Origin of the sequence: Marinobacter orientalis (assembly GCF_004792665.1) — a bacterium.
GTDB classification, from domain to species: Bacteria; Pseudomonadota; Gammaproteobacteria; order Pseudomonadales; family Oleiphilaceae; genus Marinobacter; species Marinobacter orientalis.
Genome location: NZ_SRZX01000004.1, coordinates 199,008 through 220,506, shown reverse-complemented (window position 1 = coordinate 220,506; position 21,499 = coordinate 199,008). Strand labels below are relative to the sequence as shown.

20 protein-coding genes are annotated in these 21,499 nt (G+C 56.1%); 11 read left to right on the top strand and 9 right to left on the bottom strand.

Features of this window, described 5'->3' with window-relative positions:
- Window positions 1–298 precede the first annotated feature (298 nt).
- Window positions 299–1,489, top strand: a complete 1,191-nt coding sequence (locus tag DIT72_RS13060) for a cation:proton antiporter (RefSeq protein WP_135955685.1) — start codon at window positions 299–301, stop codon at window positions 1,487–1,489.
- A 46-nt stretch (window positions 1,490–1,535) separates the two neighbouring features.
- Here the strand turns inward: DIT72_RS13060 and DIT72_RS13055 are convergent, their stop codons facing one another.
- Window positions 1,536–2,735, bottom strand: coding sequence for a cation:proton antiporter (locus DIT72_RS13055; protein WP_206081104.1), 1,200 nt, complete (start codon window positions 2,733–2,735; stop codon window positions 1,536–1,538).
- 282 nt (window positions 2,736–3,017) lie between these two features.
- Here DIT72_RS13055 and DIT72_RS13050 point away from each other — a divergent pair, with 282 nt between their 5' ends.
- The 3 genes from DIT72_RS13050 (at window position 3,018) to DIT72_RS13040 (ending at window position 4,442) form a co-directional block, all read left to right on the top strand.
- Window positions 3,018–3,470 carry a DUF1206 domain-containing protein gene (locus DIT72_RS13050; protein ID WP_135955684.1) on the top strand — a complete coding sequence of 151 codons (453 nt, stop codon included), beginning with the start codon at window positions 3,018–3,020 and terminating at the stop codon, window positions 3,468–3,470.
- A gap of 16 nt (window positions 3,471–3,486) precedes the next feature.
- Window positions 3,487–4,089 (top strand): YqaA family protein, encoded by a 603-nt coding sequence (locus DIT72_RS13045; protein ID WP_135955683.1) that lies wholly within the window; start codon window positions 3,487–3,489, stop codon window positions 4,087–4,089.
- 113 nt (window positions 4,090–4,202) lie between these two features.
- A complete protein-coding gene (locus DIT72_RS13040; protein ID WP_135955682.1) occupies window positions 4,203–4,442 on the top strand; it encodes a DUF1289 domain-containing protein in 240 nt (79 codons plus the stop codon).
- Between the two features lie 22 nt (window positions 4,443–4,464).
- Here DIT72_RS13040 and DIT72_RS13035 read toward each other — a convergent pair whose 3' ends face one another.
- The 3 genes from DIT72_RS13035 to DIT72_RS13025 all read right to left on the bottom strand — a co-directional run bounded on the left by DIT72_RS13035 (window position 4,465) and on the right by DIT72_RS13025 (window position 6,653).
- A complete protein-coding gene (locus DIT72_RS13035; protein ID WP_228260812.1) occupies window positions 4,465–5,292 on the bottom strand; it encodes an HAD family hydrolase in 828 nt (275 codons plus the stop codon).
- Window positions 5,289–5,765: a DUF302 domain-containing protein gene (locus tag DIT72_RS13030; protein ID WP_135955681.1), complete on the bottom strand. Its 477-nt coding sequence runs from the start codon at window positions 5,763–5,765 to the stop codon at window positions 5,289–5,291. The genes DIT72_RS13035 and DIT72_RS13030 overlap by 4 nt, the downstream gene beginning before the upstream one ends.
- A gap of 147 nt (window positions 5,766–5,912) precedes the next feature.
- The gene (locus DIT72_RS13025; protein WP_135955680.1) at window positions 5,913–6,653 is read right to left on the bottom strand and encodes a Crp/Fnr family transcriptional regulator; all 741 of its coding nucleotides are present in this window, start codon (window positions 6,651–6,653) and stop codon (window positions 5,913–5,915) included.
- 161 nt (window positions 6,654–6,814) lie between these two features.
- Between DIT72_RS13025 and thpD the strand changes: the two genes are divergently transcribed.
- A complete protein-coding gene (thpD, locus tag DIT72_RS13020) occupies window positions 6,815–7,726 on the top strand; it encodes an ectoine hydroxylase (RefSeq protein ID WP_135955679.1) in 912 nt (303 codons plus the stop codon).
- Between the two features lie 86 nt (window positions 7,727–7,812).
- On the opposite strand, the gene DIT72_RS13015 is transcribed toward thpD, so the two are convergent.
- Window positions 7,813–8,208: a DUF3775 domain-containing protein gene (locus DIT72_RS13015; protein WP_135955678.1), complete on the bottom strand. Its 396-nt coding sequence runs from the start codon at window positions 8,206–8,208 to the stop codon at window positions 7,813–7,815.
- Between the two features lie 168 nt (window positions 8,209–8,376).
- Here DIT72_RS13015 and DIT72_RS13010 point away from each other — a divergent pair, with 168 nt between their 5' ends.
- The 3 genes from DIT72_RS13010 (at window position 8,377) to DIT72_RS13000 (ending at window position 10,328) form a co-directional block, all read left to right on the top strand.
- A complete protein-coding gene (locus DIT72_RS13010) occupies window positions 8,377–8,796 on the top strand; it encodes a DUF2267 domain-containing protein (protein ID WP_135955677.1) in 420 nt (139 codons plus the stop codon).
- A gap of 184 nt (window positions 8,797–8,980) precedes the next feature.
- Window positions 8,981–9,640: a NirD/YgiW/YdeI family stress tolerance protein gene (locus tag DIT72_RS13005; protein ID WP_135955676.1), complete on the top strand. Its 660-nt coding sequence runs from the start codon at window positions 8,981–8,983 to the stop codon at window positions 9,638–9,640.
- 355 nt (window positions 9,641–9,995) lie between these two features.
- Entirely contained in the window at window positions 9,996–10,328 is a 333-nt protein-coding gene (locus tag DIT72_RS13000; RefSeq protein WP_135955675.1) for a DUF3135 domain-containing protein, read from the top strand.
- A gap of 26 nt (window positions 10,329–10,354) precedes the next feature.
- On the opposite strand, the gene DIT72_RS12995 is transcribed toward DIT72_RS13000, so the two are convergent.
- Together DIT72_RS12995 and DIT72_RS12990 are read right to left on the bottom strand one after the other, a co-directional pair.
- Window positions 10,355–10,921: an HdeD family acid-resistance protein gene (locus DIT72_RS12995; RefSeq protein ID WP_135955674.1), complete on the bottom strand. Its 567-nt coding sequence runs from the start codon at window positions 10,919–10,921 to the stop codon at window positions 10,355–10,357.
- A gap of 181 nt (window positions 10,922–11,102) precedes the next feature.
- Window positions 11,103–12,080, bottom strand: a complete 978-nt coding sequence (locus DIT72_RS12990) for a hypothetical protein (RefSeq protein ID WP_135955673.1) — start codon at window positions 12,078–12,080, stop codon at window positions 11,103–11,105.
- 344 nt (window positions 12,081–12,424) lie between these two features.
- On the opposite strand from DIT72_RS12990, the gene DIT72_RS12985 reads away from it, so the two are divergent.
- Both DIT72_RS12985 and DIT72_RS12980 read left to right on the top strand, forming a co-directional pair.
- Complete coding sequence (locus DIT72_RS12985; RefSeq protein ID WP_135955672.1) at window positions 12,425–13,549, top strand: App1 family protein; 1,125 nt, start codon at window positions 12,425–12,427, stop codon at window positions 13,547–13,549.
- A gap of 344 nt (window positions 13,550–13,893) precedes the next feature.
- On the top strand, window positions 13,894–14,550 hold the full coding sequence (locus DIT72_RS12980) for a NirD/YgiW/YdeI family stress tolerance protein (RefSeq protein ID WP_135955671.1): 657 nt from the start codon (window positions 13,894–13,896) through the stop codon (window positions 14,548–14,550).
- Between the two features lie 87 nt (window positions 14,551–14,637).
- Here the strand turns inward: DIT72_RS12980 and DIT72_RS12975 are convergent, their stop codons facing one another.
- Window positions 14,638–18,348 carry an AsmA family protein gene (locus tag DIT72_RS12975; RefSeq protein ID WP_135955670.1) on the bottom strand — a complete coding sequence of 1,237 codons (3,711 nt, stop codon included), beginning with the start codon at window positions 18,346–18,348 and terminating at the stop codon, window positions 14,638–14,640.
- 59 nt (window positions 18,349–18,407) lie between these two features.
- Window positions 18,408–18,590 (bottom strand): hypothetical protein, encoded by a 183-nt coding sequence (locus DIT72_RS12970; RefSeq protein ID WP_135955669.1) that lies wholly within the window; start codon window positions 18,588–18,590, stop codon window positions 18,408–18,410.
- 42 nt (window positions 18,591–18,632) lie between these two features.
- On the opposite strand from DIT72_RS12970, the gene DIT72_RS12965 reads away from it, so the two are divergent.
- Window positions 18,633–21,476, top strand: coding sequence for an AMP-binding protein (locus tag DIT72_RS12965; RefSeq protein ID WP_135955668.1), 2,844 nt, complete (start codon window positions 18,633–18,635; stop codon window positions 21,474–21,476).
- Window positions 21,477–21,499 lie beyond the last annotated feature (23 nt).

Below are 21,499 nucleotides of genomic sequence, written 5' to 3'. Positions count from 1 at the left end.
TAAGGGATTAAGTAAACTTGGACATCAGGGAAGCACTGCGCCCAAGGCTTTGTTGAGATGGAGAAGCGACTTTGTCATAGTAAGAGGCGCAGGGGTGACTGCGCCAGGCGGGTGATAAACATTTTGTCGTAGTCTCAGCAATCATTCGGGTGAACCGTATTTTAATGAAAGATTTGCGCTTATTTTCTCGACTCAAGAAAAACTGGATATCGTTTTGTAGTGACCGGCCGGCACGGGAGTTCATTTCCGCCTGTGAGAACTATCGGCTGCATGACTTCCTTCGTGGCGGTGGTGACTGATGGAAAAAGAGATCCTGCATGTCTCCGAGCAAATCCCGCTTATTCTCATTCTGGGTGCCCTTCTGCTTACTGGTTGGTTTGCCCATGTCGCGGGAGAAAAAACCGGCATTCCCCGGGTTACCGTTCTTCTGATCATCGGTGTCCTGGCGGGGCCTGACATACTTGATCTTGTTCCTGACAACGTATCCGACTGGTTTGACCAAGTGACCCATCTCGCTCTTGCAATGGTCGGCTTTCTGTTGGGTGAGCGCTTCCTAGGGCGGGAACTGAAGCGCTCCGGGCGCAAGGTATTGATAATCTCCGTAGGTGAAGTAGTGGCGGCGGCCGCCACTGTCTTTCTGGCAACCCAACTTATTGGTCTTGATCCTGTCATGGGCCTGTTGTTGGCGGCCATGGCGCCAGCCTCGGCACCGGCCGCTACCCTCGACGTCATAGAGGAAAAGGGTGCCAGCGGCCCGCTCAGTCGCACGGTGCTTGGTATCGTTGCCATCGACGACGCGTGGGGCGTCATACTTTTCAGCCTCTTACTGGTTGCCGCCCAGGCCCTGAGCAGTGACGCTGCTCCCTTGAGCTGGATGGCTTCTGCTGCGTGGGAAGTGGTCGGTGGTCTCGCCCTGGGCATCATTCTTGGCATCCCCATGGCGTGGATGACCGGGCGCCTGCGAGAGGGTGAGCCTACTTTGTTAGAGGCATCGGGTTTTGTTCTGCTTTGTGGCGGACTGGCTTTATGGCTGAACGTTTCCTACCTGCTGGCCTGCATGGCGCTGGGAGCCACCGTGGCGAATCGGGCCAAGCACTACCAGCGGCCTTTCAGTGATATCAAGGGTGCCAAAGAGCCCTTTATGGTGATGTTTTTTCTTTTGGCAGGTTTCAAGATGGATATCGACATGCTGCCAGCACTCGGAATGATCGGGCTGGTATACATTCTATCCCGGTCTATTGGCCTTATCGGAGGTGGCGCGCTGGCAGCCTCCGTGGCTCGAGCCGATCCGGTTGTGCGGAATAACGTGGGTTGGTGTCTCTTATCACAGGCCGGTGTAGCGCTTGGTCTTGCCTTGTTGGTGGAAGAGCGGTTTCCGGAGGTAGGCAGCAAAATCCTCCCTCTTGTGATTGGCTCCACCATCATATTTGAACTGCTTGGTCCGGTATTTGTGCGCTGGCGGCTGGGAAAGGCGGGCGAGCTACCATAATGTTCCGCCTGGTGCCCACCCAGGAAAATATTTCGCTGGATGTGAGTTAACGCAGCACACGTTTTACAAGAACTGGCCCGGTCAACTCAAAAACAATAGTGGAGGCAACCACCACCGGAAGAATTGAGTCGCGGAAATCCGGGAATCGCTCCGCGGCCAGCAATGCCATTCCGATTGCCACACCCGCTTGCGGGGTCAGCGCAAGGCCGATATCCCTGGGCAGTGCCTCGCGCTTTGCCGGGGTGAATCTTACTGCCAAATAGCCTCCCACTACCCGCCCCGCCAAACGCAGGACGATATAGGCGAGAGTCAGCAGTATGGCATCATCCGCCTTGTACAGATCAATGCTTGCTCCGGAGAGCATGAAGAAGAACACCAGAAAAGGCCATTCAATGTGCTCAATTTCCCGGAATGACCGGGTATGGTGGTAGGCGAAATTGGCGACCAGGCTTCCGGCAATCATGGACGCCAACAGGGCAGAAACCCCCAGTAACGACGAGAGCCCCGCGAGTAGCAAGATGATTGCGATTGCTTCAACTTGCGTTGGTTCTCCGGGCTTGAGCCGACCCGTGAGCCACGCGGCTGGCAGGCCGATCGCCACACCTATCAGAATGGCACCGCCCAGCTCCCACAGGGCATGGAGCAAAGCCAGGGTGGCATCACTGCCAATCACCCAGCCGAGAACCGACATGCTCAGCCCAAAAACCACAATGCCCCAGGCATCATCAATTGCAACGATCGCCAGCAAAATTCTGGATACCAGGCCGGAGCTTCTGCTGTCCCGGATAGACTCGCTAACAGCGGCCGGATCGGTTGCCACCGAAATGGCAGCCAGAGATACCGCAACCACAAGGGGAAACCCAAGAGCCATCAGCCCGGCACCTACGAAAACCCCACCTCCGATAATGACGAAAAGGGAAATAATCAGAATCAGCGGGCCGGTATTGCGCAATCGACGGAACTCCAGCTCGCTACCCAGCACAAAAGCCACCATCACGAGTGCTAACTGGATCATTGGCTCGCTGAGGCCACCTAGTACGTCACTACTTTCAGCACCTATCCACACCTGTTGAACGAAGGCGATGCCAATGCCTACCAGCATCAGAATGGAAATTCGCGGAATTTTCGTGCGATGGGCAAGAGCGTCAGCAAAAATGCTGGCGGAAAGAATGGCGCCTAACAGGATCATGTTCACGGTGGCCTGAGACGTCCCAATGGGCAGCCAGTGGGGAACGTTCTCACTCATGTGTATGTTTCACCATTTCACGCACCATTGACGATAAAACCGGTCTGTTAAAGATGAGGTTAAGTCTGCCACTTTGTCGACTCCCGTAAACAATACTTTATTAAAGGGCCGCGCTGAATAGGCCAGATTGTGTCCCTTCCATTCTGCGATAGAAGCTGTGTGCCCTGATGCCGCCGCCAGGCAAGGCCAAGGTGTGATTTTCAGTTATTAGAGTTACGATAATCATTTGGTTACTGTCGAAAGTGATTTCCGAGCCACTGCAACCGTAGATAGAGAACCGTAATGGGGACAACCAGGACGACCCCGGATCGCCGCGATGGCATCATACTCCTTGCCCGTGCAGGTTACGGTGCCCGTGGTATTGTCTATCTGCTGGTGGGTGGGCTGGCGGCTCTGGCTGTGTTTGGTCCGGATGGCCAGACCACGGGTAGCCAAGGCGCCCTGTTGCGGATCCTGGTAGCACCCTGGGGTCATTTCATGATTGGCGTTATGATAGTCGCTCTTTTGGGGTTTGCCCTGTGGCGCTCCATCCAGGCACTCAAGGATACCGATCACCACGGCACCACTGCCAGGGGTATTCTGATCCGCTCCGGCCTTTTCGTAAGCGCCATATCCCATATCATGCTAGCAATCTTTGCAGGCGGCCTGATATTCACCCTGGGTGGTTCCTCCGGTCTGTTTGCGTTTGGCATCTATAACTGGCTGGAAGCGGTATATCGCCGCATCGAACCGTAGGCTGGAGCGCACATCTATGGTATTCCGTTCCAGGCGCGCCCAGCGTTGGTTTCAACGCATCAACGGTTCCAACCACATGCTGTGGTTTCTGGCGGCGGTGTCTTTCCTTGAAACCATCATCGTTCCCATCCCGATTGAACTGGTGCTGATCCCGCTGATGGCCCTCAACTGTGATCGCATCTGGCGGTTGGCCGCGGTGACCACTCTTGGCTGCCTGGTGGCGGCTCTGGTCGGCTATGGAGTAGGTATGGTCCTGTATCAGTCTGTGGGCATATGGTTCATCGAAACCATGGGAATGCAAAGCGGCTACCAGTCCTACCAGGCATTCTTCGATCAGTACGGCTTTGTGGCCATACTTGCGCTCGGCATATTACCTGTTCCCTTTCAGATCGCGATGATTACTGCCGGCGTATCCGGCTACCCGATTTACCTGTTCGTGCTGGCAGCTCTGCTTGCCCGCGGTATTCGCTATTACGGGCTGGCATGGCTGATACTGCGGTTTGGCAGGCGGGCGGAAGAGTTATGGCGGCGCCATGCGGTGACCGCCAGTCTCGCAGTGGCCGCGGTCGTGATTGCCGTCTCGCTGGCACTGCAGGTCCTGGCGAACCGGATACTGTAGGGAGATATAACAGCGCTCGCTCGATAACAGAGGCTTTTGCGACTTGTATAGGCATACTGCCATCCCCAGCATTATCTTATACGTTTGTTTAAGAGGGGGAGAAGCCAGACTCCATGAAACCTGTTACCAAGAAACCCTGCATTGACATCTGTGAGTTCAACAAGAAAGACATCTGCAAAGCCTGCGGCAGAACCAGGCAGGAGAAAAAGGAGTGGAAGAAGCTGTCTGCTGACGAGAAGCAGGCTATCTGGGCGCGTATCCTCGAATCGCACGGTTCAGGGAAGGGCAAAAAGCCAAGGGCGCTGCGGGAGCTTTACGAAAAGGCCAGGCGTAAACAGCGCGAAAAGGCCTGACAACCCTGCCGTGGATTCCCGGTTACTTATGCTTGCGCGCGTAAAGCCTGAGAATCCCACGAACCGTTACATCCAGTTGACTGCCGGTGGTGTAATCACCCTGCACGACATAGCTCGCCCGTTCCTCGGAAATCAGCTTCTCGATCTTTTCCTGGGTTCTCTTCTCGCCCCACTTCTCACCGTCGAACACCGCAATACTGCATCCGCCCTGAGCCTTGACCATCTTCATCGCCGGAATATCCGTATCACCGTCACCAAAATAGATAACGCGGTCGAACGGAAAGGGGCGGTCCCCGGGCTCGATGTATTCATTGATTTTTACATTATCCCAGCTGTTCTCAATACCCTTGTTAATGCGAAACAGGTACTGGGTCTTGGTGGTGTAGTCGATAGCAACAGCCGGCCACTTGGCGACTCCGCTCTGCGCATCGTAGTGGTAACGGCATCCGAAGATCTTTTTGAAGTGTCTCGCCACTTTTGTTCCGCGAATCATTTCTTCAAGTCCGCTTGAGACAACGTAATGGCTCAAGGCAATCCCATGATCGCCGGCAAAGCGGTTAATGCTATCAAACCAGTTTTCTACACCGGGGAACAGGGGGATGGACTGCCCATGAATTCGGAGCCTGTCAGGGGTCAACTCAGCCTGCCTGTCTACATCGCGGGCGCGCTTGGCCAGTTCGCCGAGGTAGGTGAGTATCTCGTCACCATCCCGGTCAAAGTTCTTCCGGTGCACTTCGGGCCAGAAGTCCTCCTTGTCATCCAGGCCCAGTGCCGGCATCAGCCCGTGTTCGGCGCAATTGCCTTTCGCGAGGGTGCCATCAAAGTCATAAACCAGAGCGCATTGCATCATTTCTCGATGGCAGTGCTGCCAATTACCTCAAAGATGCGATCCAGCTCCTCAGCAACCGCCCTGAGCTCAGCGCCACCACTGTCAAGGTAAGGAGCGAAAACATGACTTGGCTTTTTCCATGACAATGTGGCGGTGCCATCTTCATCCTCAGTGACGTAAAAGCGGATTGGCGCTTCGATCATGGCCGGTACACTGGCGCGAACGGCACGCACAGCGAAGTCATTGCGGAATACGCCAAGCACCCTGTTACCGGGAATGGTTTCGCCCCGCTGGGCTGCGGCTTCTGTCGGGCCGACATCCGTTACCACCGCCATATCTTCTTCTGTGACCGACCGGCGCACAGAGTCAAGCAGCGCAGAATAGCTCTGCTCTGTCTGGATGACGCGCCATCCTTCGCGCGGTGTTACGGATTCTGCCGAAACCGGCAGCGCTATCAACATTGTCAGCACCAGAGTGATGGTGGAACGCATCATGGTTATGCTCCTGTAGGACCGTTGGCCGGATGCCGTCCACCGACCATATAACCAGAGTATCGCCGAAAAGGTGTACACGCCACCATAAGCCGCCTGGCCAACAGTTTACGAGTTTGTTGGATAGTGTGCAGAACCCGATTGTCAGTTTTATGAACGGGAATCACTGATCGGCGGTTCCAGATAGAACGCATCGAACCCCGCCACTGCTTCAAGGCCCCTGATATCCAGTAGCTCCAGATGTGAGTTGCCTGTCTTTAACAGTCCTTCCCGTCGGAATTCCTGGAATGTGCGGCTCACATGCACGGCGCTGAGCCCGAGTGCATCCCCCAGCACACTCTGACTCAGGGGCAGGGACAGGTGGTCTTCCACACGAGCATTGGTACGTTGCAGACGGTACGAAATTTCCACCAGAAAGTGGGCAAGCTTCTCCCGGGCCGAGCGCCGGCCGAGATTCACAAGCCTCTCCAGCAAAATCGCCTGGTCCCTTGAGGTAATCATGAACATGATGTTGCAAAGCATCAGTGAACTGGAAAAAATATGGTCCAGGTGGTGCCTCGGGAACGCGCAAAGTTCGGCATCATTGAGCATGATGACGCTGGTGATGCGCTTCTGGAACGAAAATTCCCGCAGGCCGACAATATCGCCGGGCACGTAGATATCCAGCACCTGCCGCGTTCCGTCTTTCAGCTCACGGAAAGAGCAGGCCCAGCCTTTGCTCAGAGTATAGAAACAGTCGGATTGATCATTCTGGTGCCAGAGAATGGTGTTTTTGGGCCACGCCCGTGGTCCCTCTTCCAGTGACAGTAAAAGTTGTTGATCTTTCTCGTCGAGAGTCGCATAGGATTTGAAGTGCTTGACGATACAACTATTGTCAACATCGTTATCCATTTTATTTCCTTATTAAAATAAGCTCTATCGCCATGACCGGAGGGGCAGTGTGAATGCTTCCGTACCACGCCCCTATAACCTAGGTTATCTCTTGTCGAAAATCCTCATGCTACCGTTAGCAAGCGATTTAACGTAACAATATCAGTGAGGATTAAAAAGCAATGTTACAGACAACGGACCTCTATCCGACCCGGGAGCGCTATACAGAAGGGCGCATCCCCAGGAATGAGCCGGTCATTCACGCAGACACTGTGCAACGCGCCGAAGGACCGCTGAGCGAAAACGAACTGGAAAAATACCAACGAGACGGATTCCTTTCCCTGGAAGGTTACTTTTCGCCGCAGGCGGTTGCACCCTTCTTTGATGAACTGGATCAGATCGAAAAGGATCCTGTCATCTGCCGGAGTGACCAGGTGATCATGGACCCGAACCAGCAAAAGATCCGCTCGGTCTTCGATATGCATAACCTCTCCAGCGCCTTCGACCGGATGACCCGCCATCCTCATCTGCTGGCCATGGTGCAGCAGCTGCTTGGCAGTGACGTGTATATCCACCAGTCCCGAATCAACGACAAGGCCGGCTTCTGTGGTAATGGCTTTGAATGGCATTCGGATTTCGAGACCTGGCACAGCGAAGACGGTATGCCGGCCATGAGGGCGGTTAGTGTCTCCATCATGCTGACCGACAACAATGCTTTTAACGGGCCCCTGATGTTAATCCCGGGCTCTCACCAATCGTTCGTTCCATGCCCTGGCGAGACCCCGGACAACAACTGGAATCAGTCCCTCAGGAGCCAGACTGTCGGCGTGCCCTCCCGTGGGGCTGTCGCCGACCTGGCTAACGCCGGGGGCATCGAGCAGCCTCTCGGTCCGGCCGGCTCGCTGCTGTTGTTCGAGTGCAATACCCTGCACGCCTCCAATGCCAATATGTCGCCATGGCCGCGGTCGAATCTGTTCTTTGTCTACAACAGCGTCGATAACCGCCTGGAACAGCCATTTTCCGGGAAAACGCCACGGCCGGAATTCCTGGGTGCACGGAACAATACCCGACCCCTGACGGCTGTAAGTCCCTGACCGGGAAAACGACTGTGAAAGCAGTAACATCCTCATGCCACCTGCCCGGCGCAGGTGGCTGAAATTAATCTGTTCCGGTTTTGATATTAAGTAATGCTCTCATCGCACCTGTAACCATGCAAATCAAGCCCCTCTCGCAGGTAGTCGGCCAGAAGAGGGTGATCTATGAGGTATTGCGCAGTTTCGGGTGACCATTGTTCCTTTGCCTGCTGCACAATGCTATCCCATTCTTCCAGCGCGTAATCGCCACGACCCAGCCAGAGCAGGGCAACCACCTCATGTTGCTGATCGGGCTCCAGATCCTTGATGATGGATTCAAACTCCTCATAGCTGGTGTTGTCCTTGTGGTCCGCCAGCATTTGCTGCGACCAGTCGTCCACCGCGTTGTTACCTTCATCGGGAATACTGACCGGTTCCCGCACATGATAGGACTGCGCCAGCTCTATCAGCCTGCAAACGGTGTCTGGATTAACATTCAACATATTGTTCCTCCCAAGATCTGAGTTCTGATTCCCTGTCTGTTTATGCTTGGTCCGACCGCAGGTAATTTCAATAGCTCGGTCGCAATCTCCGGTTGTAGTTGAAATCAGAACATCTGACCTCAGAGTCTTTTTTACAGGATTTGATTACCTACTGTTGAGGAGGAGCTCATGCAATCCAGTATTGATATCGTCGATCACAACATCAAAACCATCAACACCTGGCTGAAGGATATCTCGGAAGAGCTTGATCTCATTGGTGAGGAAGAGGCCTGGTTGCGCCTGAAAGCGGTTCTGCAAACACTGAGGGATCGTATAACGGTGGACGAGGCAGCCGATTTTGCCGCGCAACTGCCGATTATTGTCCGTGGGCTCTATTTCGAGGGATGGCATCCCGCGGAAACGCCGCATAAGTGGCGGGACAGAGCTGAATACATGGAGGCGTTTAGCCGCAAGCTGAAAGATGAAGGCGATGGCGAGAGAACTCTGAAAGCCGTCCTCCGTGTTCTTGACCGCCATCTGGACAGTAACGAGCTTAACCGGGTCAAGGAGATGCATCCCAAAGAGCTTTGGGATCTCTGGCCCGGATAATCAGGCAATTTCCCGCCGGCGTCGCGATGAAGGAAAATTGCTTTTTAATGTATTGGGTTTTCTAAATTTTTTCGGATTTTTCAGCTTGACAATGGGGGCACGTAAAGAAGTAACGTAAAACCAGCATATTTTGAAGTTATGCTTTATTTCAATTCATTCCTGAATATTGCATGGGGAGAAAAATATGGACTTTATAACCAACAACACAAACTTGCTGAAAGCAATAAGCGCCATAGGTGCTGCCGCCGCCATCACTTTACCGGCACCGGTTGCAGCACAAGACGTTGAGGAAAAGCCGGATGGGAGTTGGGTGTCACTGAGTGGCAAAGTGGCCTCACACACCCCCGAGGCTTTTACGTTAGATTATGGTGAAGGAACAATTACAGTCGAAACTGACGACTGGGACACTATCGGTGATGGCTGGGCGATAAGTGAAGGCGACAAGGTTACGGTTTACGGCCGAGTCGACGACGGACTTTACCAGGACAGGAAAATAGAAGCCGGTAGTGTATACATCGAAGATCTGAACACCATGGTTACTGCTCCGTCACCGGCTGATGAAGAAGATCCGTTGCCCCTGAACTACACTTATCTCAGTGTGCCTGCTGACTATGATATACAGGTCGTAGGGACCGTTACGTCTGTTTCAGGCCGGGAATTCACGATCGATACAGGAGAAAGGCAAGTCTCGGTTGATACTCTACAAATGGGTTTCAACCCTTTAGATGATGTCGGATTTGTGCAAGTCGAAGAGGGCGATTTTGTCAGCGTCTCAGGTGATCTGGACATGAGTGTCTTTGATGAAACTGAGATTTCTGCTGAAACTATCGTCAAGTACTACTAGACCTTAACTGGCGGTAACTGGTTCCGGAGTGGGTGTTTGCGGTCCGGAAACAGTGCCCCAGCCCGCCGCCCATGCGACGGGTAAAGCTTCTCGCAATGCTTATCCTCTCCCTCCTCTTTATTTCTCTTGCGCCAGGCGCATGGTGTCTACTCCAGGTCCAGGCGGTGATCAGCCACGAAGTGATGTGCATGTATTCCAGAGTCTGTCTATCGCCAAATGCGACCATTTGGAGGATGAAATTCAATATGGTGACTATAGTATAAAGGCCCCTGCCTAAAAGCAGGTTACGGATGAAAGGGCTCCAGATACGCGTAGTGCTGCACTGATTACTTGAATCCAGGAAAGGAGGAAAGTTATGGATATGCCCACGTTCGATGAGCTCAGGGAACTGGCTCAGCGTGATCCGGAAGGCTTTGAGATCTTGCGCGCAGAGTTGATTGAAGACTGTATTTGCCGCAGCTCAGAGTGCAATCAGCGCAGGCTGCGCGGCCTTCAGTTTGTGATTGAGGCCAGGCGCCGGGTAGCCAGCAATCCCATGAAGGCACTACTCGATATTCAGGCCATGATGCACGACTCGTTTCTCAGTCTGCAACAGGCTCTGTTTGCCCAGCAGTGTCCTTCTGAACCACCGGCGCCGGCACGAGCGCAGGTCCTCCGCTTTCGACGGTCAGGGTCAGTCGTGGAATAGTAATTCCCGGCTGCCCCGTAACCTGGTCATAGGCGTTTGGCTCTGCTGGCAAGCGCTATCATCCAGATGCCGGTGAAAATAAAATCAATACCCAATAGCAGGCCCAGAATCCAGGGATAGGCTTCGGCAAGCTGGAACAGGATCAGCAGCCCGAGCGCCAAAGACAACAGCCCCCCGGTAAGCAGCAGGCCCCATCCAATGGCGGGCTTCACCTGAAGCGCAAAGGCCGTTTTAAAGGTGCCGGCAATCAGAAAGAATGCCGCGACCAGGCCAGTCAGGGTTATGACGCCCGCAAGAGGGTAGAACAGCATAAGCAAACCGATAATCAGTGCCAGTGCGGCAAGCCCCAGGCTCAGGAAAAAGCCTCCCCAGCGCGGCACGGAAAAGGACTGAACCGCCTGCGCCACGCCCGCAATGACAAACAGGATGCCTATGGCGATCTCCAGGGACAGGGTGGCAACAAAGGGAAAGGCAATCGCGGCAATACCGAGCACCAGAAAGACGATGCCCAGCCCTTTGAACCATCGGGTATGATGCTTGATATCGTTGATCAGATTGCTCTCGACGCTCACCTCGTAATGTCTGGTTTCCACGAAAAACTCCTTTCAGGTTAAGGAAAAAGGGGCGACCGAAGAGTCCGGCCGTTACAATCTGTAATGGCTTCGATTATGGCTATTTCAACCGCGTAAGTTGTTGGGGAAATTCTATTTCCGGCGACTGTCTGAGGCGGGTGGGCCACCTGCCTGTGCGGCGGAGCAGGTGGCCAGCATCACACTATTCCTGACGACCGAATAGGCCAGCACCGGCTGCGGCTGCGAGGCCGAGAAGAGAGGCGATGAAAAGCCACAGCGCAGCCGAAGAGACAGCGCTCTGGATATCATTTACCACGGCTGCAAAACGATTCTGCAAGTCGGAAGCAGTCTGGCGAAGGGTCTCTACCGCTGAATCAAATGAACTCTGCACCTCATCGACTATTTGTTGCGTTTCGGTATCGGTGATGCCCAGACGCCTCTGCAAAGTATTCTTTGCTTCGGACAGGTCCTCCTCGTTAATGACAGCATTCTCTCCTTCAAGGAGCTGGTCCAGCATACGGTCTATCTCTTCACGGAACGAGAGTGGTTGCTCGACGATATCGGATAACGTTGAAGTGAGGAGCGACCGCGCCCGTTTCATCTCCTGCTCGCTAATCACATTGCGGAAAGCTTCACGGGTTTCGGCACGTAATTGCGAGGGGGTCACGCCAGCATCCTCGAGTACTTGCTGAAGCTCAGGCGGCAGATCCGCCATCGAAATTGACCCGGCGATCTCTGCAATGTCCGGGAGCGAAATATCATCGGGGGCGACAGCTTCGACAGTGTCGGCCGCAGTTTGCGCAGTCTGAGCGACAAGAGTTGTGGAGGAACTAATTGCCGATGTTCCAGCGTTGACCCCTCCGAAAGCCACTGTGAGCGTGGTCAAAGCCCAGACTGCCGCGCCCGCCAGTGCTGCGACGCTGGTATCGGCCGGAGACATGAACCGGGCCGCGGCAAATCCTCCGGCGGCCAGCGAAATGATCTGTGTTACGACAATATAGAGTGCCGCGCCGAATCCAAGACCCTGTCCGATCGCTTCAAGACTTGCAACACCGATGGCAAGACCGAGAAGGGTGAACAACACCATCAGACCCAGTGCCACGATTGTACCGGCAATAATAGCGGTCAGAGTGGGCCGGTTCGCATCGTACGGTCCGGCGTGAAGGTTAGTGTCTGTCATGTGAAACCTCATTAGCAGTGGGATTGGAAAAAACAGGCGATGCGGAATCACGGAAGCGATTGTTCCGTGGAGGGATGTGCCGGCAGCGGTCATCAGGATAAAGGTTCAGGGTCTGACCAACGTTGTCCATAGGCACTCCTTTGCCGGTTCTGGTTCCGCCACCAGTGCGTTACAACGATTGGCGTGAAAAAAGTATAGACACCTGATTCCGCGAATTCCAACATGATCCGCGCCAGACGCGGATTTGGCGCCATTTGAAACCATAGGCTGAGCGGATTCACTGCTGGCTGGTCTACCACTGATAATATGGGTACGATCTTTCATTTCTGCAGAAAGAGAATTTGATGACGTTTAAGAGTCGCTTGCACCGTTATGCCCGGTCCCTTCGCAGGGGGCTCCATGTCCTGGCGGCCCCTGTAAAGGGCGATAATGGTCGGGGCGGACTGTTTATCCAGTGTTACCGGGGATACGGCTCCCGCAATCGAGTGTGCCTGATAGGAAGGGTATTCCGACAACCGCACTTCGGGGCATCCTGGCGGGAGGATCGGCTGCGCCGGGACCTCATTGACCTGACCCGCAGAGTGCTGCGCAAGCCTGTCGTCGGAGCCCGCGTACGGATACGGTACAAGGACACCAACACAATCGTTCAGACCGACCGTCATGGTTACTTTCAGGTCGATATGGAACTGGGCACCATGCCATCTGATGTTGCCTGGCATGAGATGGAACTGTCTCTGGACAGTCCCGTAGATGAGCGTGCCACCACCACTGGCGAATTTGTCACTCCTCTGGCGAGCGCCCGTTACGGCGTGATCAGCGACATTGATGACACCGTCGTCTACACCGGTGTCGCCAATACCGCGATGATGATGTATCGCCTGTTTGCCCAGGGTGCCGAAAGTCGTGTGGTTTTTCCCGGTGTGCCGGCCCTGTATCGGGCGTTCCATGCCGGTCGCGATGAGGATGAACGAAATCCCATGTTCTATGTTTCCCGGGCGCCCTGGAGCATCTATCAGGTGCTGGTGGAGGTGTTTCGCCGCAACCGGCTGCCCCATGGGTCGGTGCTGATCCTGCGGGAGTGGGGAATGAAGCGTGGCAGCCTGCTACCGCGAAGGGCCAGGGATCATAAACAGGACGCGATTCGCCATATCCTTGAGGTATACCCTGATATGCGGTTTATTCTGGTCGGTGATTCCGGACAGCGTGACCCCGAGGTCTACAACCGCATTCTGCGGGAACATCCCGGCCGTATATTGGGTATATACATCCGCGACGTCAGCAACACGCGGGAGCGTTCCGAAGCCATCGACAAGCTCGCCCGGGAAACTCGTGAGGCGGGCTGTGACCTGATACTGGCGGCGGACAATGTAGCGATGGCAGAGCATGCGGCCAGTGAGGGGCTTATTGCCGACCACGCTGTGAATGCGGTACGGGAAGAGCAGGAGCGCGCCGAACAGAGCGAAGACTGATTCTGTTACCGTCCGGCTCTCCATTTATGAATATGATTTCCTGATGGAACACGGCTGTATCGCCGTCCGTCGAGCGGTGTGAATGCTTTCCCCCCTTAACCCATGTTATCTCTTGTTGAAAACTCTCCGTGTTAGCGTCTTTGAAAGATTAAACGTAACTGCATTATGGAGGATTGAAAAGGAATGTTACAGGCAAAGATCTCTCATCCCTGAGTAAAAGCGACGCTGTCGCGATTTCTGCAGTCTTGACAAAAGAGGAGGTGAATATGTTGGGATAAAAGGCAGCATTTGAAATTCGTATTCTGTTTCAATTCATATTATGAATATTACGTGAGGAGAAAAATATGAAATTCATGCGCAAAAACAGAAACCTGCTGCAAGCAATGAGTGTCGTCGGCGCGGCTGCGGCTATTACGTTACCCGCACCGGTCGTGGCACAGATTGAAGACAAGCCTGATGGTAGCTGGGTGTCATTGAGCGGCCAAGTGGCATCACATACCCCGAACGAATTTACGCTGGATTATGGGGAAGGCACGATAACGGTCGAAACTGATGACTGGGACAGTCTCGGCGATGGCTGGGCCATAAGCGAAGGCGACAGGGTCACGGTTTATGGTCGGGTTGACGACGGATTTTACCAGGACCGGAGAATAGAAGCGGGCAGTGTGTATATCGAGGATCTGGATACCGTGATTACCGCTCCGTCAGCGGCTGATGAAGAAGAAGTATTACCTTTAACCTACACCTATCTCAGCATGCCTGCTGACTACGATTTCCAGGTTACCGGTACCGTTACCTCGATCTCCGGTCGTGAATTTACCATCGATACAGGCGACAGAGAGGTTTCGGTTGATACCATGCAAATGGGCTACAACCCACTGGACGATGCTGGCTTAGTGCAAATCGAGGAAGGTGATTTTGTCAGCGTTTCCGGTGATCTGGACTTGGGAGTCTTCGATGAAAACGAGATTTCCGCTGAGACGATCGTCTCCTACAACTAAAAGATAACTGGCCGTCCGCTGGTTCCGGAGCGCGACATCTTCGCTCTCCGGGGCCAGCCAGGTCCTCCGCTACTAACAGAACAGCCTTCAGCCTTCATTGTCGTCAGATTCATCTTTGCCTACCGGGTTGTCGTTGATGGACTCAAAAGAGCGGCTTGCCAGTCCGTCGCAGTATGGAAGTTCGTCACCCGTACCGAGGTCGAGCAGGGGCAGCAGGGCAGCAACGGGGGTGGCCACAGCAGCCAGAACAGCACTGCTGGCTATCTGCATTGTGAGATTTTCGCCCTGCAGCCCGGGTTCCGGATTATTGAAGGTGCCGCCGAGATGAAGCGGAGAGCTCGCCGACAGACCGCTGACATCCTTGGGATGAGCAAAAATGGTAATGTCGAGACGCTCGTTGTCGAGATTCACGGTCCCTGTGCCGGTAAAGCTGGTATCCGTGGTATCGACAGCCAGGGTGTCGATCCTGACGACACCGTCCCGGGTCTGCAGATCCGCGTAGGCGCAATCGATCGGGACGGAGCCCCCGCCATCCAGCCAGGCCACGAAGGACTCGGCAGCATCCAGTCCGGCGAGTTCGACCAGCAAGGCATCCAGCTTGCCCCGCGTCATCAGCATCACCATGCCGCCGTCGGCAGACCCGAACAGATCTGCAATGGAGTCGCCGGTCACCCAGAACTTGCCCTGACCACCGACAGTACCCACGCTGTCATTGGCAACCGCCCAGGTGCCAAGCGCCTTGCTGAGATTGACCGCCTGCACTTCAAGCTGCAATGTCCCCTCCGGAGGTGTCAGCGTGGAGTCGATATCAAGATTGAAGTCCACCTGACCATCTCCCACTCCGAAACGCACCGGCTCGAACCGGGCGCGGCCTTCGGCAAGTGCGACATCGATCACCACATTGCTCAGGGGAATGTCAGCCGCCCGCACGGATTTTCCCCGGTAACGGATGTCTGCGGACACATCCTGCCACGCAGGTGTGATCAGAGGCTGGTCAGGTAGCACAAACCGGTTGCTATCGCCCGCTTTTGCGTCCTGTTCAGGCGAGGCCGGTTGGGCACCGACCAGTACGCCAAGATCCTCCAGATCGAGGGAGTCAGAATGTAGTTTTCCTGTCAGGTGCGGGGGGCGGGAATTGATGTCCAGGGCGATTTGTCCGCCCAGGTCACTGTCACCGACTTCCCCCTCAATACCGTTGAATCGCCACAATTGATCCTTGAGGGACAGGTCGCCGGACAGGGAGTAGGGCGGCAGATCTGGCAGAGGTATGCCCAGCAGGCGGCTCAGGCGGTTCGGGTTCGGGCCCTCCAGGCCAAGCACCAGATCCAGGCCCTGCAGCGACAATGGACGCAGAATGGTGCCATTGACCTGGATGCGGCTAGCGACCACATCGCTGGTGAGCTCAAGGGCGTAGGGGCGGTCCGGATCCCGGGCCGCTAACAGGGGATCTCCGCGGAAACGTAACGAAAAGGGTGAGCCGTCATACTCACCCTCACCATCGATATGAAAGGCCTGCTCACCAGCTTCCAGCCCCCGGGTCTGAAGGCTGAGGGTCATGTCCGTATCAACTTCCGGATCTGTAAACGTCAGTTGCGAGGATTCGAAAACCAGGCGGCCAACAAAAGGCAGTATCAGATCTTCTTTCTGATCCACCGCAAGGGACTCGGTAATGCCCAGGTGAAGTTTCCCGGACAGCTTGCCCAGACGATCCTCCAGTGGCGTGAAGGTGTCTCCCAACTGGCTCAGTGCGATGCCTTTGAACTTGGCCTCAATGGTACCCGACGCAGGCCCGCTGGTGGCGTCCAGGGCCAGCTCGCTGCCGAGGCTGCCTCCGGCGATATTGAAGTCCAGTGGTTCGACCCGGAGCCTGCCTGAATCCAGGCTGGCGGACAGCTCCAGGTCCGTGAGCTCCGGTGTCTCCGGTAGCACCAGCGATTCCGCCCGCAGATCCAGCTGGCCATCGAATCCGCGCAAGGCCGCCAGGGGTGAAGGAGCATCGTCCCGCTTCGCTCTATCGGCTGGTGACGGGTCTTGATGTGAGCTTTCGGCCGTAAACTGGGCAAGTTCAATGCGATCCGCGTCGAGGTCAACATTCACCACCGGCCGGCCCGCATTGCGGAAGTGGACCTCGCCGCCCAGATTGCTGACCCCGATGTGCCCTTCGAGGGAGGTGACAGACCATAGCTCTCCGTCACGGGTCAGCCGCCCGGACAATCGGAACTCCGGCAGGGTGGGCAAGGGGGCTCCGATCCAGGCTTGCAGATCCTGACCACCATCGCCCTGAAGGACGAGGTTGCCGGCAAAGCTCACGGGCTCCAGTAGCGCGTCCAGCTGGGTATCCGCCCAGGCGAGCAGTTCACCGCTTTGTGCCTGTGCCTGCAGCCGATAGCTGGTGGGGCTTTGCGCCAGCTCCGGCAGGGGCGAGCCCTCAATGGTCATGTCCAGGGGCTTGCCCTGGAACCTGCCGGTTACCGAGAGCACCGGTGCTCGGGGTTCTCCGGTCTGCTCCAGGTCAAGGACCAGATCACTGCCCGCCGCCGCGTCCGGATTCGTGGTCTGATAGGATGCCGTGGCGTTCTCAATGTCGAGGTGCTCCAGAAGAGTCCCCGGAGCCAGGGAAGGAGCCCGCTGCATTCGGCTCAGACCGAGCTCGAGCTCGGCTCCCAGGATTGTTTTTGACCCGGTGTCCAGGCCAAGGGTCTGCAGCTCCACCTGTTGCAGGTCGAGCCTGGCTTCTGCGGTGATGAACTCGGCATTACTGACCAGGTGGGCACTCGCTTGGCCCCGGCCCTCGCCCGCTTCAAAACCCAGGGTCTCCAGTGCCAGCTCGTGCTGGCCCGGGCGCAGTCTTGCTTCAACATTGTTAAACGTTGTCGGCTCCAGGATGAGCTGGTCGACAGCGAGGCGGATGTCCCCCTGCAGGTTTGGCAGCACTGGTATCGAAACCGCCAGGGGCTCATTGGTTGCCCGGGATTCAGGCAGTGCCGCGAGAACCTCGGTAACGTTGATGGAGGGTGAGTGTAGTTCTCCGGATATCGTCAGCGGGCTGGAGCCGGTGTCCACGCTGATGTTGCCGTCGATGCGGACCTCGCCCGCCCGGGCCTGAATATCAGATAACCGCCACTGGTTATCGGCAAATCCCGGATCTGCGGCGGCCGAAAGTTCGACGGGCAGAACGAGATGCTCATCTTCCAGCGGAATTCCGGCTTCGCCGTTCAGCGACAACCTGTCATCGGCCAGCGCCAGTGAAGTGAGCGATAAAACCTGGGGGCGTTTCGCTCCGGGTGTGAAGTAGCGGATCTCCGCATCACGAATATTGAGTTGTCGGACAGCGAGCGGCGGGCCGGAGCTGTTGTTCGTCTCGCCTGAATCCGTCATTGCGGGCAGAACCCAGTTGCCCAGCTCCCCCTCGCGGCTTTCGAGGTTGAGGGTGGGTTCCGTTATCGTCACCTTTTTCAGTGTCGGTTCGCCCTTGAAGAGACTGCTGACGGAAGGTTCAAGCTCAACACCCCCAACGGTAAGCATGTCCGCGGCCCGCGCCCAGCCGGCGTTGGCCAGCGTCATTTTGCCCACCTCAAGTTGAGGGTGGGGCAGAAGACTCACCGAAATATCACCGGTGATCTCCATGTCGCGACCAGTCATGGCTTCAACGCGATCGGTAATCGGTCCCTTCAGGAAATTCCATGATATCAATTCAATGGCGAGAACCGCGATCACCAGCAACGCGAAGAAAACGGCCAGTGTCCACCGCAGAACTCTGAACAGGTTTTTTAACGGGGTGCGGTTCATCATATCCATGACCGGCTCGGGCTCGACGAATGGGCGAAAATCCGGAGCGGATTGCGATTATGTTTCCTTCACCATAGTCGAAGTTTGCGGGTGCCGTGGCGCCTTGCCGAGTTAACCCGATAATCGCGTTCCTGAAAACGGTAGTCCGGGTGGTGAGCCACGGGTATGGCCATGCCATTTTCCGGCCTGATTTCCGCCTGGCGAAAGCCAGTGCCAACGGGCTGAACCGGGCTTGCGGGCCTATACTTCATTCCTCACTATAAAGGTCAGTGACTATTAGCTCTGGAGGAGCCATGACGCATTCGGGAACTCAGCGAAGCATGGAAAAGGACATGGCAGACGCCGTCTCGGAAACCATGGCCGAGGCGATGCCGGAAAACCGGGAGCGGCAACCCGCGGTGACCATGAGCAGCAGGCTCGACAGCGATCTGGGCCTGGACAGCCTGACCCGCGCTGAATTGCTGGTAACGGTGGAACGGAAATTCGGGGTTCAGCTGCCGGAACAGCTCCTCAGCGAGGCGGACACGCCCGGTGACATTCTTGATGAGGTCATGCGTCTCAGAGGCGGGCAACCAGAACAGAAACAAGAGAGTGGCAGGGAGGAAGGCGAAGAGACCGAAGCCGTTCTCGACCCCGGGGAGGAAAACCGTGAGCATTTCTCCGTCCCCGATTTTGCAACCCTGCAGGAAGCACTGGGCTGGCATGCACAGGAGCACCCTGACCGCACCTACCTCCATTGGGTAAAGGATTACAAGGATGTCAGATCCCTGACCTTCGGGGATCTCCACAAAGGCGCTCTGAGGGTCGCCAATGGTCTGTTCCAGCACGACATCGAGGCGCGGGACACAATAGCCCTCATGCTTCCCACCAGCCACGATTACTTCTACGGCTTTTTTGGTGCCCTCTATGCCAACGCTATACCTGTTCCCCTGTATCCGCCGATGAGGGCCTCCCAGATCGAAGAGCACCTGAAAAGACAGGCCACGATTCTCAACAATGCAAAGGCCCGGGTAATGATTACCGTGCCGGAAGCCAAAAAGCTCGCCGCCGTGGTCAAAGGCATGGTGCCGTCTCTTGAGCATGTACTGACGCTGGATGAAGTCTGGGCGAAACCCCTGGGCCAGCCTGTAACCGGGGCCAAAGGCGAGGACATTGCCATTCTGCAGTACACCTCGGGCAGCACAGGGAACCCCAAAGGTGTAAGCCTCAGTCACGCAAATCTTTTCGCCAATATAGGCGCCGGAAACGAGGTGCTCCAGGTGGATCAGGATGACGTGTTCGTAAGCTGGCTGCCTCTGTATCACGATATGGGCCTGATCGGCACCTGCCTTTCCAGCCTCTGGTATGGCATGCATCTGGTCATCATGTCGCCACTGCTTTTTCTCACCAGGCCCCAATACTGGCTATGGGCCATTGACCGGTTTGGTGGCACTCTCTCGCCGTCGCCCAATTTTGGTTACGAGCTCTGCCTGAAACGAATCGACGATGAAGACATGGAAGGGCTGGACCTGAGCTCCTGGCGCGTGGCTTTCAACGGCGCCGAGGCGGTCAGCCCGGACACCGTGGTGCGTTTTATCGAACGCTTCAGCAAGTGGGGATTCAGGACCGAGTCCATGGCACCTGTCTACGGCCTGGCCGAGAACTGTGTGGCGCTGACCTTTCCCGAGGAGCCCCGGGAGCCGGTCATCGACTACGTTGACCGGGAAAGCTTCCAGAAAGACGGGGAGGCAAAACCGGTTTCCCCGGATGACGAGTCCGCGCTCAGATTCGTGTCCTGCGGCAAGGTGATTCCAAACCATGACATCCGCATTGTGGATGATGACGGCAACGAACTGGACGAACGCCAGGAGGGCAACCTGCAGTTCACCGGTCCCTCGGCAACCAGGGGATACTACCGTAATGAAGACAAGACGAAAGAGCTCTTTGACGGCAAATGGCTGAATACGGGAGACAGGGGCTATATCGCCGACGACAACCTCTACCTGAGTGGCCGCAACAAGGACCTGATTGTGCGGGCCGGCCGCAATATCTATCCCGGGGAAATCGAGGAGGTGGTGGGCGAGCTTGACCTGGTCCGGGCCGGCTGCGTCGCGGCTTTTGCGTCGGGAATGGGAGAAAGTGAAGGGGAAAGACTGATAGTGGTCGCCGAGACCGGCGAAAAGGACGAGAAGAAACTTGACCAGGTCAAAGAAAAAATCCGCCGCATCGCTATGGACTCCCTGGACATCGAGGTGGATGAGGTGCTCATGGTTGGTCCCCACACAGTGCCAAAGACTTCCAGTGGCAAACTCCGGCGCAATGACTGCCGGCTCCGGTATGAGCGGGGTGAACTCGAGCGTAAAAAAGAGCCCGTGTGGCGGCAGCTGGCGAGGCTGGCTGGTGCTACCTGGCGACAGCAGGGCCAGCGCAGCCTGCGAAGCGCTGCCCGCTGGCTATACTCAGCCTGGGCCTGGGCGGCGATGGGGCTGGTTTCGGTACCGGTCTGGGTTCTGGTCAATATCCTTCCTGGTGTCCCGCTGCGTTGGCAGGTAGTCCATTGGGGTAGCAGGTTGTTGGCCCTGCTCACCGGAACGGGGCTCAGGACAGCGGCCGCGGCCAGGCTCAGAAATCTCCCGGACGGCTGTATCATCGTTTCCAACCACTCCAGCTATCTTGACGCACTGGTGTTGGCCGCACTGATTCCCGTGCCGGTGAGCTTCATCGCCAAAGCGGAACTGATGAAGGTTCGCGGCCTGAAGCGTTTTCTGACGCGCCTTGAGATTGAACCCGTAGAGCGTGCCGACGTTCAGAACAGTGTCGGTGATTCAAGGCGGATTGCGGAGAGCGCCGGGGGCCGCCGGCTGGTATTTTTCCCGGAGGGAAGTTTTGATGCCGCACCAGGCCTGCGCCCCTTTCAGATGGGTGCATTCATGACCGCGGCTGTGCTGGCGGAAAAAGTCATACCCGTTGCCATCACGGGCACCCGGCGCAAGCTTCCCGCTGACCGCTGGAATCCGAGGCCCGGGCCGGTGAGCGTGGTCATTGGTGAACGGATCGAACCTGAAGGCGATGACTGGAAATCAGCGGTCCAGCTGCGGGACCGCGCGCGGAAAACCATACTTGAGATGAGCGGCGAGCCAGACCGGTTATTGCGCTAGCAGCGTCCCCGGCCCGGCGCCTG